Consider the following 12,759-nt stretch of genomic DNA (forward strand, 5'->3'; position numbering starts at 1 on the left):
TATAGTTCAACATTGCTAATCGTATTTACAGAGCTGGGTGTGTTTTTACTTTGACACCGTAGTTGTTTTTATTCAGATGTATTGACGATATACAGGATAGCTTTATGCCATCCTGTATATTTATAGCCTGCAACTGGGTTAATAGATATATTTTCCAAGTGGATTGAATAGTTGGCTCACACCTTTTGTGAAGTAAAGCGCATCACTTGAAACGGTTAAACAGACACAACCTTCTTTTGTTGCCGGTTGATGAGTGTGATTGCCATCCAACCAGATGAAGTCACCTTTGTTGTAAACGCCCATTTCGTCTTCGAAACTGCCCTCTAGAAGAAGCGTGATCTCGAAGCCTTTGTGGGTGTGGCAAGGCACTTGTCCATCTTTGTCGATGTGCAACAAGCTGGTGTGGTGTGCTTCGTCAGCAAAATCGAGTCTTGCTCGTGAAATTTTGCCTAGGTTCATCCAGTCCTTTCTCGCTACTGAGTTTAGAGCGCGAGGGATTGTGAATGTCGTGTCAGCAACAGTTACTTTCTGAACCTCTGGAGTCACTTCAACAGACTGAGAAGTATCAGCTGTGATTTGCTCTATCGCGTCAAAATCAAAGTCCATGTCGTCCATTGAGAAGCTGTCTAGATCTTCATTTGAGAATACTGGCTCTGCGTCAAAAGCATTATTCGCTGCTACAGCTGTAAGCTGCTTGACTTGTTGTTGGCAGTGTTCACACAGCTCTACATGGCTAGAAACAATCAAAGAAACTGAATCAGCCAACGTGCCATCGACGAAGTCTTTCAAGATTGCCGCGTTTGGGTGATGTTTAATCATGGTCTTGTTCCCCCATGTGAACTTTTAATTTGGCTAAAGCGAGTCTCAGACGTGATTTCACTGTTCCAAGTGGGACGCCAAGTTGCTGAGCGAGTTGCTCTTGAGAGAGCTCTTGAAAGTAAACGCCTTTGACGATGGTTTTCTGAGCGAGAGGCAACTTTTCTATTTGAGTCATTACGTGTCGGCTCATCAAATGGTCACCGAATGGCAAATCTTCGCTTTGAGACTCGGCTACCATCGCATCGATTGGCCAGATATCGTCGGCTATCGTTTGTTCGGCTTTCGCTTTCACTTTGCGCAACATGTCGAATGCTGCATTACGCATTACCGTGTAGACCCAAGTGGTCGCAGCGCCTTTATCTACATTGTAGAGATGTGCTTTCTTCCAAACATTAGTCATCGTGTCTTGAACTAGCTCGTTTGCAGCAGCTTCGCCACCCAACTTACTGATACCAAAACGCTTGATCTTAGGAGCGAAGAACTTGAACAAACAGGTGAACGCCTGCTTGTCTCGGTCTGTACCAACCAACACCAGCCAGCTCGAGAGCTCTGTCGGTACTTTGTTGTCTGTAGGTACTTTGTTATCGGGAATAATGACATGCTCCTTGCCGTTCCCTGAACTTCTGCTTTCCACTTGCATAGTAACTAACCATCATGCGAATTTGATGGGCACTACGTGAAAGGAGAAAGTCGGGATCACTTTAATTTAAATTAATTTCTACTATACAAAATTATAGTGAAGAAAAGTGCTTATTGCCCCGTAATGATTTGATTCAAAAAAGGAACTAGAGACGGAAAACTGGCTGGCTCAGTAAATTCTGTTTTCTTTTCCAGTGGGATAGGCATCATTTCGAGCAATCGCGCACAGATCCATTGTGGGCTCTCAAAATCAGGAGTGGGATAGAGTGTTCTTATCGAATCGTGGTCGCGAAACAACTGAACCAAAAAAGCGGTAAACACGTTAGGCACTTTATATTCATCGGTAGGCCAGTGAGGCAACAAGCTGAACTTACTTTTAATCAGGTCATCATCGTCTCGAAACGACCCATGCAATTGCACCAACTTTTCGCCTTCGACATCAATTTCTAATATCTGGTCGTCCGACATATTGAAGTCGACGATGGTCACCTTTGTTCCCCAAGAGCTGAGATGATCAGAGTTAGATTTGTCTTGAGTGGCGATAATGAAACCATCGCCCTGCGCTGCGTGAGCGACCATCGCGAGATACTTTGGCTCAAAAATGCGCAGTCTTTGTCTGCCTCCCGGTAAAAGGAAGATGGGGAGGGGAAACACAGCGAGCTCCAGAGAAGACTCTACGGGTGTTTCTGGTTCGGCGTCTGTCCGCGTGGTCTTCCTAGGTGAATTCGGCACATAGTACTCCTTAGTTCAAATGTGATTTGAGAAGATATACGCGGGGAGGGTGGTGTTCGATCAATTCGCTTCGGCTTATGTTCGTAAAGGGGTAGGTATTTTGTTGCACCTGTTCATAAATTCACTGTTTTTACCTTTTTTCATACGCGTCATTATGTAATATATGTACAAATAGTAAGCGAATGGGTAGTCGCCAGACGATGCTTATATCTGACGTTCTTCTATACCTAACATCGCATCAAAGGAATGGTCATGATTGTTATTTATGGTATCAAAGAGTGCTTAAATCCAATTAAGTTGCAGCTCTCTAATGTGTTGCAGCAGTGCTTGAATAGTGAAATGGGTTTACCCGATGACAAGCGAGCACATCGATTTGTGCCATTGGAACGGGATGACTTCTTTTACCCAGAAGGAAGAACAGAAGCCTATACCGTCATTGAGATCAACATGATGGAAGGTCGAGCGGTAAACACCAAAAAGCGCTTAATTAAGAAGATATTTTCTGAGATAGAGAAGCAGTTAGCTATCTCTCCGATTGATATTGAAATCACCATTAAAGAGCAGCCTTCACATTGTTGGGGTTTTCGAGGGATGACGGGCGATGAAGCACAAGATCTGAAGTACAAAGTGAACGTCTAGGGTTTAAGCTCTTAACTCTTAACTCTTAACTCTTAACTCTTAACTCTTAACTCTTAACACGTAAGACTTAAGCCAATCTATCGAGTGACGGCTTTGGAATTTGATGCCAAAGCCGTTTTCCTAGTTCTCGACACTAACCTTTAAGCATCTAAGCATCGTCACTCTTTTTTAAATACTGATGCCAATTTTCATTGATCACGTCAAAGTGCTCAACGCAGAACTCTTTTCTGTCTTTCAAATAGTCGTTTTCCACTTCATCGAGCAAGTTCTTATAGGCATCGGGATCGCTGCCATACACCAAGCATAACGTGGAGAAGTAACGCTGCAGGTCGAAACTGTGCTCGTCGATGTATTCCCCCAAGTCGTAATACTCTGGGCGGTCTTCTGACTCGAAAGCGAACATGTCTGCAGCGCTGATAGCAGCGTCGGCCCCATGCTCTACGTAGTTAAGCAGTAGCATGGTTGCTAGGTTATCAACCGCATCTTCTTCTTTACCCAATATGGCAATGTTCTGATCTTCGATATACGCATGCCCAGTCTCGTGTAGCAGGGTGTGCAGCAAGGTATCAATAGCGCCGGTTTGCGCAGATTTCCCATACTCTTTTTCGTATTGGTTCTTCTCAAAGTAATTGAGTGACTCAGCGTAAAAACTGTAAGGGATCAGTACTTGATGGGTTTGTGGATCGTAGAGTGGTCCTTCTTCCCCGCCATATTGAATGGTTAATGGCTTCTCAAACATGAAGAGTTGGTTTGATAGGTCGACCACGGTGTCATTAACGCCACTGCTTTGAATCTCTCGTTTGAGCTGCTCTTCTTCGGTATTTTGCGGTGTAGAGTACTCGACGATTAGGTTACTTTGGGTGGCTTGTTCACTAGATGCATAAGTTGTGGCAAACATTGCACTCAGGGCTAGGCTGCAGGTCAATGTTCGTTTCAATAATGTCATCGGCTATCCTTGTGATTACGTTGCGATTCAGAGTCGTGCTGGGGGTAACAACTCCAAGCTGTGTACCCTGATTTAGTTATTGCGTTAGAGTATAAGTTTAGACGGAATTTTGATGCATCGAGGACTGCAATTTTTGAAGTAGGCGCTATCCTATCAATGAATAATCCGCTTAGAGATTCGCCACAAAGAATAAGTAAGCTGAATGAGCGGTGTCGATGTGATTCGTTTCTATTGGTAATTAACAGATAAATTTCGGTTCAACACAACCCTTGTGCTATACTCCGCGCCCCAATCCGAATTGGCTTGTTTAATCTTAGGAAATTATTATGAGTGTTAAAAACGAACTTCAACAAATTAACAACCGTCTAGACAAGTGTCGCCACAAGTTAGATGCTGCTAAAACTCGTAATGATCGTCCTGTTGTTCGTCAGTTCGAGGAAGAGATTAAGAAGCTAACTAAGAAAATTGCCCAGCTTAAACACAAAGAAAGCTATGATGTGAACCAAGAGCGTAAGTCTCTGGTTGATATGCCATTTAGCCGTGAGATCACTAAGGCTGAGCAAGCGGATATGGGTAAACTTAAAAAGTCTGTTAAAGGACTCGTAATTGTTCACCCAATGACGAAGATCGGTAAAGAACTTCGCATTGAGGTTATGACTGGTTACGCACCGAAAAAATTCTAATTACCAGCGATGGTGATGAAAGAGGAGCTAGAAATAGCTCCTTTTTGCTTTTTTAGGTATTAAGAAAGCAGAGTCAGCGGCATAGATACTCACGCCGTTTTCAACTTTTAGGAGGTGATTGTTGTCACAAATCCTTTTATCTCCTATAAAAGTTAACGTGCTACTAACATGGTACTAAGCGATCGCAGTAATGTGTTCGCTTTTCGAATCCACACTTTCTCTCCAGTTTGTATAAATATAGGTAGAGCAGCACAAATAATTACAGATAAAACTAGACTCATTAGGGAAGATGAGAACGTAAAAAAATAGAGGTTATATGAATCAATTAATTTCAATTGGACCACTAGAATCCTTCCTAATCGCGATTAGTGTTTTGTTTCTAGGTCATTTCGTCAATGCAAAGCTTCCGATTCTCAAAAAGTACAACATTCCAGAGCCCATTGTCGGCGGCTTGATTGTCGCTTTTGCTATTACAGCCCTGCACTTTAACGGCCTTGATCTTGAGTTTTCCTTGCCCCTGCAGAACACGTTTATGTTGATGTTCTTTGCAACGGTCGGTCTTGCGGCGAACTACACGCAGCTGATAAAAGGTGGTGCTAAGGTATTCCTATTCTTAGGGGTAGCGTCGGTTTACATCATTATCCAAAACGGTGTAGGCGTAACCTTAGCTACGGCACTAGGCCTTGAACCCTTGATGGGTTTGATTGCTGGCTCTATCACCCTTTCGGGCGGTCACGGCACAGGCGCGGCTTGGTCTCAAACTTTTGCAGACACGTTTGGCATTGCAAATACGCTAGAAATCGCGATGGCTTCAGCGACCTTTGGTTTGATCATCGGTGGTATTATCGGTAGCCCAGTGGCGCAAAAGCTGATTGATAAAAACCAGCTTGAATCTGAGTACGGCACTGGCACGCAAACACATGAACGCTTCCCTGAACTTGTTACTTACAACGAGTATGAAGAAGACAAAGTGACGGCGAAGAAGGTGATTGAAGTGTTGTTCATCCTTCTTATCTGTATCACGGGTGCGAAGTACCTAGAGCAGTGGGTGGCGACTTTTGAAATTTCTTGGTTGATGATTCCTGACTTCGTTTACGCGTTGTTTATCGGTGTGTTCATCACTAACGTGTTTGAAGTGACTAAGCTGCATAAGACTGACAGCGAAACGGTCGATATTCTTGGTACGGTGTCATTGTCACTGTTCCTAGCAATGGCGCTAATGAGCCTTAAGCTTTGGAACATATTTGACCTTGCGATTCCGTTCTTGGTTATCCTGGCGGTTCAGGCGGTTGTGTTAGGTATCTTCTCTTACTTTGTGACGTTCAAAGTAATGGGTTCTAACTACGACGCAGCGGTTATGGCAGGTGGTCACTGTGGTTTCGGCCTAGGTGCAACACCAACAGCGGTAATGAACATGGGCTCTTTGGTGAACCGTTTTGGTCCTTCACCACAGGCGTTCATGGTGGTGCCAATTGTTGGTGCCTTCTTTATCGATATCGTTAACCTGATTATCCTTCAGGGTTACATCTCGTTTATCGGTTAATGTTCGCCTTTACTTAAACGCAATGTGCTTATCGCACTAAGATGAATACAAGAAAGCCAGTCTGTTGACTGGCTTTTTTTGTTCTTGTTTATCGAGGTTTTCTTGCCTGATACCCCTGCGGTTAGGGCTCTGTCACATCAATAACTAGGGCGTGTTGATCTTTCGAGCTGATTTTTGCAGTGAGTTGCTGGGTATTTATACAAGACAGAGGCATCGATGTGTAGCTAGCCTACATGAGAAGCCGATAACGCAGTAGAAATGACCAGCAAACGCTGCCCGAAGGGTTCGAGCTGGGCGCCCCCGCAAAAAGCGTTTTACTCTTTGTTGAGGGAGGTTTGCTTAGAATGACTAGGCTACTTCTCCCTCACCGCGATTAAAACGCTTTTGACTAGGCGTCCCCATCCGAACAAAATTTAACCACGAAAGGTCAACACGCCCTAAAGTGTTGTAACGACTTCATCAAGAGTTAGGCGCGCTTTTGGTTTGCCGTAGTTGTAGTCTTCGCCGTCTTTGTGGTAGCCGATAGCTAGAGCTACATCAACAACGTGACCTTCTAGTTCGTCAGCAAACTCTTCGCTGATCATAGCTGCATCTACACCTTCCATAGGTGTTGAAGCGATACCTAGACGAGCTAGTGTGTGCAGTGTGTTACCTAGTGCGATGTAAACTTGAGACTTAGTCCAGTTACCGTTGAAACCTGTTTCGTCTGTGTTCATTTCTGCGAATGCGTAAGCACCTAAGAATTGCTCGTACATTTCAGCTGGTAAGTGACCAGAGCTTACTTCTGTATCAGCACGCTTCGCGAATTTCTCTTTAGTGTACTTAGGATCGTGAGCAAACAGGATCGTGTGTGACGCTTCTTTCGCATGTGGTTGGTTAAACTGGAACATGTTTTCGAAAGTATTGTGGAAGCGTTGTTTTGCTGCGTCACTCTCAATGATGATGAATTTCCAAGGCTGAGAGTTGATAGAAGAAGCTGACAAGCGAAGTGCTTCTTTGATTACTTCCATGTCTTCCGCAGAGATGCGCTTTTCTGCATCGTATTTTTTAGCTGTGTAACGAGTGTTTAGATCAGTAATGATTGGATGAGTCATGTTGAATCCTAATATCTATCAATAATAAATGTTGTAGGGTTTTATGTTCAGTTACGTCAACAATAAACGGATAACCAATTTAAACGAATCTCAATAGATTGAACGTCTAAATAGTTATCGAACATGCCCCAATAAATCGAGTATCTGCGGTAGCTCAAGTCGATGGGTGTAAGATAATAGAAGAATGACTCGGGAAAAATAGCGAACATATCAAATCACTATGGTTAATAATGTCCATAATGATTCAATAAGTGTGATCTTAATGGAGGTGGAATCTCTAGATTCAGTAGCTTAGTACGCTTTGATACCATATTGGCGCAATAATGGCGGAAGTACGCTGTCTAGGTTGGGGATATCTTCTGGCGTGATTTCGATTATACCAAAACCATGCTCTTCATAGATTTTTCTCGTAGCTTCACGTTTATTTTCGGCGATTGGCGCAGAATCAGTTCCCCAGAACTGGATGTATACTTTGCCACTTGGTAGATAAAAATCGCTGATCACTTCTTTTGATATCGGAAGCGGACGCTCGTACGCATGGACCACTCCTGCCATATAAAGCCAGTTATCAATGATCAGCTCTCCCTTTGATCGAACATAATGCCCGTCTAAGCTTCGGTGCTTCGCCTTAAATTTCTGACGAAAACTGGAGAATGACACATCGGTCGAGTGGCTTTCAGCATCATGCCCTAGGAATTCAACAACAGACTGCTTTAAACGTTTATTGCGAACCAATGAGTCGTGCCATACCACGAATAAGTTTTGAGTCGCTTTGTCTTCTCTTTGTTCACCTCCGGCTTTTAAGCCTGTAGAGGTGACATGCCAACCGTCTTCTTCTTTTGTTATCCAACCAAGCTCGTTGAGCAGTAAGTTGATTTTCTTTGCGCTGAGTTGAAAGGCACTGCCAAGCTGGGTGGCGGTGAGTGTTTTTCCTGAGAATGAGTCCAAATCGATAAGCAGTTTCTCTGGCCAGACAATAAAGACACCAAACTTCTTGTGTTCGACATATTCCCCACCAAAGCTTTCTCCCCGTTCTGTGAGAATCCAACGCTCTTGTGAACGCACTATATAGCCCGCTGTTTTTAGATCGCTAAATAAAGCTTTAGCTTCTATGCCTTTTTGTTTAGCGAGTGCGGATGTGGAAATTTTGTCTGACATAGTCTTTTCTCAAATAGCGGAGTGATCAGCTGATGGGTGTTGGATATATATATGATGCGATAGCGTTGGTAAATACCATATCACATCTATCAATGCTAACTGCAGTTCAGTGGTCTATGTTTTTAGTAGAGCGTTAGGTCTCGTTTTGTATGTTTAGCAAAATGTAGCTCAACCTGTAATTAAATTACAGGTATCGCGATTTTGCTCATCTGGGTGCATATTTTATATACGTGACACGATGTTCTTTTATACGGTTTATATAGATCTTAGATGCTATATTCTATTAAATGTGACTTTAATCACTATTTATTTTTAAGTATTACAAAATAAAATGTGATCTATATCGTGTGTTGATGATATCTATTCTCATTAATTTGGCTTTGTAATTTAAATTCATGGTGTTTTTGTGATCTAAGGTGTGCTTGTTAACCCGAAAGTGTTTTTTGTGTGTGATGGCTATCACGAAAGTTGGGCTAAGGTGCATTTTGGAAATGTTGTGATACATTTTAATCGACTTTTGAGTACACACTTTCGGTCATTTGACCAACCAATACATTACGGGGTTCTACCTATGTTATCACCAGAAGCAAAGATTAAGGTTCAAAACTTTGGTCGTTTCTTATCCAATATGGTAATGCCAAACATCGGCGCATTTATTGCGTGGGGTTTCATTACTGCACTATTCATCCCAACGGGTTGGTGGCCTAACGAAACGTTAGCATCAATGGTTGGTCCTATGATTACATACCTACTGCCACTATTGATTGGTTACACCGGTGGTAAAATGGTTGGTGGTGACCGCGGTGCGGTAGTGGGCGCTATCACAACAATGGGTGTTATCGTTGGTACTGATATCCCAATGTTCATGGGTGCAATGATTGTAGGTCCACTAGGTGGTATCGCAATTAAGAAATTCGATGAAGCTGTTCACGGTAAAGTGAAGAGTGGTTTCGAAATGCTAGTGAACAACTTCTCTGCGGGTATCATCGGCATGATCTGTGCGATCATCGCGTTCATCGTGATTGGTCCTGCGGTTAAGATTCTGTCTGGCGGACTTGCGGCTGGCGTAAACGCAATGGTAGAAGCGGGTGCACTACCTCTAGCATCTATCTTTGTTGAACCTGCGAAAATCCTATTCCTAAATAACGCAATCAACCACGGTATCTTCTCTCCACTAGGTATCCAGCAATCTGAAGAGATGGGTCGCTCTATCTTCTTCCTAATCGAAGCAAACCCAGGTCCTGGTTTTGGTCTTCTACTTGCTTACATGGTGTTTGGTAAAGGTAGCGCGAAGCAATCTGCTGCTGGTGCATCTATCATCCACTTCCTAGGGGGTATCCACGAAATTTACTTCCCTTACGTTCTAATGAACCCACGTCTAATTCTTGCGGTAATCGCAGGTGGTATGGCGGGTGTATTCACTAACGTAATGTTCGATTCTGGCCTTATCTCTCCAGCATCTCCAGGTTCTATCTTCGCAGTCTTACTGATGACGCCAAAAGGCTCTTACATCGGCGTGATTCTATCTGTTATCGCAGCAACGGCAGTATCGTTTGTTGTAGCGTCAATCCTTCTTAAAACATCAGCGCAAGATGATGAGGAAGATTCACTAGAGAAAGCTTCTGCACAAATGAAAGACATGAAAGCGTCTTCTAAAGGTGCAGCAGCAGAAGCAAACGTAAACCTAGCGGATGTAAAAGCAGTTTATGTAGCGTGTGATGCGGGTATGGGTTCAAGTGCAATGGGTGCAGGTCTACTACGTAAGAAAGTAGCAACAGCTGGCCTAGACATTGAAGTAACCAACTACGCAATCAACAACCTACCGGCTGATTCGCAAATCGTTATTACGCATAAAGACCTAACAGACCGTGCTCGTAGCACTGTGCCAGGTGCGATGCATATGTCTCTAAGCAACTTCCTAGACGGCGGCGTATACGACCAACTAGTTGCTGAGCTTGTCGATGCTCAAAGTGGTGAAGCGAAAGTAGAAGCTCCGGCACCTGCAGCAGCTCCAGCGCAAGAAAGCAACAAGCTTGCACTCACTGACGACAGCATCTTCCTTGGCCTTAAAGCGACTCAAAAAGAAGACGCAATTAAGTTTGCTGGCGAACAATTAGTAAAACTTGGCAACGTATCACCAGAATATGTAGATGGCATGTTTGCTCGTGAAGAGCTTGTGTCTACTTACCTAGGTGAGTCTATCGCAGTACCACACGGCACAATCGAAGCGAAACAGTACGTACAAAAAACCGGCATCGTTTTCTGTCAGTACCCTGAAGGTATTCAGTGGGGCGAAGATGAAGATGATATCGCGAAGATGGTTATCGGTATTGCCGCACAAGGCGATGAGCACAACATGGTGCTGATGGCGATTACCAATTCACTCGATGATGAAGAAGCTGTGGAATGCCTACAGAACACAACAAACCCTGCTGATGTTCTACGTATTCTCAACGGAAACTAAAAAGCTCTAGTCAAGCTCCTGAGTGAAGGAGGCCGGTATCCCCCTACTGGCCTCATTTTCGGTCTTAATCTTTCTAACAAGATTCAGTCTGAATAGCTTACTGCTTAATGCCTAGGGCACATCGTCAAGGCATGTTGTTGAGCAGTTAGCTATCTAGATTCAAATATTTATAAGGTCAAAATTATGAAAGCGTTACATTTTGGTGCAGGTAATATCGGTCGTGGTTTCATTGGTAAGCTTCTTTCTGATGCTGGTATGAAGGTTACGTTTGCTGACGTAAATGAAACGGTTGTAAATGCGTTAATTGAACGCCAAGAATACCCAGTTAAGATTGTTGGCGAAGAGTGTGTTGTCGAAGTTGTTAAGAACGTGACAGCAGTAAACTCAGCGACAAGCGCAGTAGTAGATTGCATTGCTGAGTCTGATCTTGTGACGACTGCAGTGGGCCCTACGGTTCTTAAAATCATCTCTAAGTCTATCGCTCAAGGCATTGAAAAGCGTGCAGCAGCAAACAACACTGCACCAATGAACATCATCGCGGCAGAGAACATGGTTCGCGGTACTAGCCAGTTAAAAGTAGCCGTGTTAGAGCACCTTTCTGATGAAATGAAAGCGTTCACTGAAGAGCACATTGGTTTTGTTGATTCTGCGGTTGACCGTATTGTTCCACCGGCAGAAGCGGGCGAAACAGATCCTCTAGCGGTAACGGTTGAAACGTTCAGCGAGTGGATCGTAGACCAAACACAATTCAAAGGTGAGATTCCAAACATCCCAGGTATGGAATGCACTGACAACCTAATGGCTTTCGTTGAGCGTAAACTGTTCACGCTAAACACAGGTCACTTGGTAACGGCATACCTTGGTGTCCTTGCAGGTCACGAGACAATCAAAGACTCTATCGAAGATGACGTAATCCGTGCTGAAGTAACGGCAACGATGGAAGAGAGTGGTGCAGTTCTGATTAAGCGTTACGGCTTTGATCCTGAAGCTCACGCTGCATACATCCAAAAAATCCTTGGTCGTTTTGCAAACCCATTCCTACGTGATGAAGTAGATCGTGTTGGTCGTCAACCAATTCGTAAGCTGAGCCCACAAGATCGCTTGGTTAAGCCACTGAACGGCACATTAGAATACGGCCTTCCAAACGCTCACCTAGTAAAAGCGATTGCGGCAGCGTTCCATTATAAGAACGAAGATGACCCTCAAGCGGTTGAACTTCAGGCAATGTTTGCAGAAAAAGGCTTTGCAGAGACATTAGCATATTATTCTGAGCTGAATAGTGACTCAGAAGTTGTTAAACTAGCGGAACAAGCTTATCTAGCATTGAAATGATAAACCACCAAAGTGCCACTCCTGTGGCACTTTCTTATTGCCGAGCCGTTATGCCAATACAAACTAATCATGAAACAGAATTACTCGAAGCACTTTCCGAGGCTGAGAGTGCTGGCGCTTGCCTGATGGCCGCTTATGATGCATTGGATGATACGGTAGATTCGGTTTTAAAAAATATTTTCAAGAAAGACGATACTGCGATTAAGTTCGTTGTAGAACCTCTTCTCAATAGTGGCGGGCCGCTAGGGGAAATAATGATACGTGGAAAGTTGCTTCTGGGGCTTGGCGTGATCAGTAAAGAGCTTTATGACGACTTAGAGATTTTCGTGACCTTAAAAGAATGGGCGAAAATACAGGGTGATGACACCAGTTTTACTGAAGTGGATATCATCTTTGAGCTAAACAAAGTACATGCTATTCAGCGTATTATGCCTATTGAATACGACCCTGAGATGGTGAAAACCATGTCTGGTCCAATGTTAGAAATGTTCTTGGGTCGACATAACCAGAAAGTGAAATCCACGATCGTTTTGGCTATTACAGACATCATTAACACCTTGTGCCGAGATAACGCGCTGAGTTCTTAGTTTTTGCTATTGAGTTCATAGCTTGAAGCTTTCGCTTGAGCTTACACCTAAAGTGCTTATTTAGCTTATTTAGCTTATCTAGCTTTAATTCGTTTTATCCATCTTAGAATATACCGTCATTGC

At 43.6% G+C, this 12,759-nt stretch carries 12 protein-coding genes; 6 read left to right on the plus strand and 6 right to left on the minus strand.

Annotated elements, in window-relative coordinates; translation table 11 throughout:
• Positions 1-138 precede the first annotated feature (138 nt).
• From BCU07_RS15290 to BCU07_RS15300, 3 genes are all read right to left on the minus strand, one after another.
• Positions 139-819 (minus strand): ChrR family anti-sigma-E factor, encoded by a 681-nt coding sequence (locus BCU07_RS15290; protein ID WP_017060966.1) that lies wholly within the window; start codon positions 817-819, stop codon positions 139-141.
• Positions 812-1,459 (minus strand): sigma-70 family RNA polymerase sigma factor, encoded by a 648-nt coding sequence (locus BCU07_RS15295; RefSeq protein WP_017060967.1) that lies wholly within the window; start codon positions 1,457-1,459, stop codon positions 812-814. The genes BCU07_RS15290 and BCU07_RS15295 overlap by 8 nt, the downstream gene beginning before the upstream one ends.
• 110 nt (positions 1,460-1,569) lie before the next feature.
• Entirely contained in the window at positions 1,570-2,190 is a 621-nt protein-coding gene (locus BCU07_RS15300) for an LON peptidase substrate-binding domain-containing protein (protein WP_017065084.1), read from the minus strand.
• Between the two features lie 252 nt (positions 2,191-2,442).
• Between BCU07_RS15300 and BCU07_RS15305 the strand changes: the two genes are divergently transcribed.
• Positions 2,443-2,829, plus strand: coding sequence for a tautomerase family protein (locus tag BCU07_RS15305; RefSeq protein WP_102320407.1), 387 nt, complete (start codon positions 2,443-2,445; stop codon positions 2,827-2,829).
• A 148-nt stretch (positions 2,830-2,977) separates the two neighbouring features.
• On the opposite strand, the gene BCU07_RS15310 is transcribed toward BCU07_RS15305, so the two are convergent.
• The gene (locus tag BCU07_RS15310; protein WP_102428128.1) at positions 2,978-3,775 is read right to left on the minus strand and encodes a DUF4344 domain-containing metallopeptidase; all 798 of its coding nucleotides are present in this window, start codon (positions 3,773-3,775) and stop codon (positions 2,978-2,980) included.
• 326 nt (positions 3,776-4,101) lie between these two features.
• Here BCU07_RS15310 and BCU07_RS15315 point away from each other — a divergent pair, with 326 nt between their 5' ends.
• Entirely contained in the window at positions 4,102-4,458 is a 357-nt protein-coding gene (locus BCU07_RS15315) for a YibL family ribosome-associated protein (RefSeq protein ID WP_017060971.1), read from the plus strand.
• Positions 4,459-4,774: 316 nt separating this feature from the next.
• Complete coding sequence (gltS, locus tag BCU07_RS15320) at positions 4,775-6,001, plus strand: sodium/glutamate symporter (RefSeq protein WP_017060972.1); 1,227 nt, start codon at positions 4,775-4,777, stop codon at positions 5,999-6,001.
• A gap of 437 nt (positions 6,002-6,438) precedes the next feature.
• Here the strand turns inward: gltS and BCU07_RS15325 are convergent, their stop codons facing one another.
• Positions 6,439-7,095 (minus strand): NAD(P)H-dependent oxidoreductase, encoded by a 657-nt coding sequence (locus BCU07_RS15325; RefSeq protein ID WP_102428129.1) that lies wholly within the window; start codon positions 7,093-7,095, stop codon positions 6,439-6,441.
• A 291-nt stretch (positions 7,096-7,386) separates the two neighbouring features.
• Positions 7,387-8,253 carry a glycerol kinase gene (locus BCU07_RS15330; protein ID WP_102428130.1) on the minus strand — a complete coding sequence of 289 codons (867 nt, stop codon included), beginning with the start codon at positions 8,251-8,253 and terminating at the stop codon, positions 7,387-7,389.
• 571 nt (positions 8,254-8,824) lie between these two features.
• Here BCU07_RS15330 and BCU07_RS15335 point away from each other — a divergent pair.
• The 3 genes from BCU07_RS15335 to BCU07_RS15345 all read left to right on the plus strand — a co-directional run bounded on the left by BCU07_RS15335 (position 8,825) and on the right by BCU07_RS15345 (position 12,636).
• Positions 8,825-10,717, plus strand: coding sequence for a PTS mannitol transporter subunit IICBA (locus tag BCU07_RS15335; protein WP_102428131.1), 1,893 nt, complete (start codon positions 8,825-8,827; stop codon positions 10,715-10,717).
• Positions 10,718-10,900: 183 nt separating this feature from the next.
• Positions 10,901-12,049 carry a mannitol-1-phosphate 5-dehydrogenase gene (locus BCU07_RS15340; protein ID WP_102428132.1) on the plus strand — a complete coding sequence of 383 codons (1,149 nt, stop codon included), beginning with the start codon at positions 10,901-10,903 and terminating at the stop codon, positions 12,047-12,049.
• Positions 12,050-12,099: 50 nt separating this feature from the next.
• Positions 12,100-12,636 carry an MltR family transcriptional regulator gene (locus tag BCU07_RS15345; RefSeq protein ID WP_022571110.1) on the plus strand — a complete coding sequence of 179 codons (537 nt, stop codon included), beginning with the start codon at positions 12,100-12,102 and terminating at the stop codon, positions 12,634-12,636.
• Positions 12,637-12,759 lie beyond the last annotated feature (123 nt).

Origin of the sequence: Vibrio sp. 10N.261.54.E10 (genome assembly GCF_002877735.2) — a bacterium.
Classification (GTDB): Bacteria; Pseudomonadota; Gammaproteobacteria; order Enterobacterales; family Vibrionaceae; genus Vibrio; species Vibrio crassostreae_C.

Excerpts from the sequence above, each read along its gene's own strand:
- BCU07_RS15290 (WP_017060966.1), bottom strand. The coding sequence starts at position 819 with ATGATTAAACATCACCCAAACGCGGCAATCTTGAAAGACTTCGTCGAT.
- BCU07_RS15295 (WP_017060967.1), bottom strand. The coding sequence starts at position 1,459 with ATGCAAGTGGAAAGCAGAAGTTCAGGGAACGGCAAGGAGCATGTCATT.
- BCU07_RS15305 (WP_102320407.1), top strand. The coding sequence starts at position 2,443 with ATGATTGTTATTTATGGTATCAAAGAGTGCTTAAATCCAATTAAGTTG.
- BCU07_RS15310 (WP_102428128.1), bottom strand. The coding sequence starts at position 3,775 with ATGACATTATTGAAACGAACATTGACCTGCAGCCTAGCCCTGAGTGCA.
- BCU07_RS15315 (WP_017060971.1), top strand. The coding sequence starts at position 4,102 with ATGAGTGTTAAAAACGAACTTCAACAAATTAACAACCGTCTAGACAAG.
- gltS (WP_017060972.1), top strand. The coding sequence starts at position 4,775 with ATGAATCAATTAATTTCAATTGGACCACTAGAATCCTTCCTAATCGCG.
- BCU07_RS15325 (WP_102428129.1), bottom strand. The coding sequence starts at position 7,095 with ATGACTCATCCAATCATTACTGATCTAAACACTCGTTACACAGCTAAA.
- BCU07_RS15330 (WP_102428130.1), bottom strand. The coding sequence starts at position 8,253 with ATGTCAGACAAAATTTCCACATCCGCACTCGCTAAACAAAAAGGCATA.
- BCU07_RS15335 (WP_102428131.1), top strand. The coding sequence starts at position 8,825 with ATGTTATCACCAGAAGCAAAGATTAAGGTTCAAAACTTTGGTCGTTTC.
- BCU07_RS15340 (WP_102428132.1), top strand. The coding sequence starts at position 10,901 with ATGAAAGCGTTACATTTTGGTGCAGGTAATATCGGTCGTGGTTTCATT.
- BCU07_RS15345 (WP_022571110.1), top strand. The coding sequence starts at position 12,100 with ATGCCAATACAAACTAATCATGAAACAGAATTACTCGAAGCACTTTCC.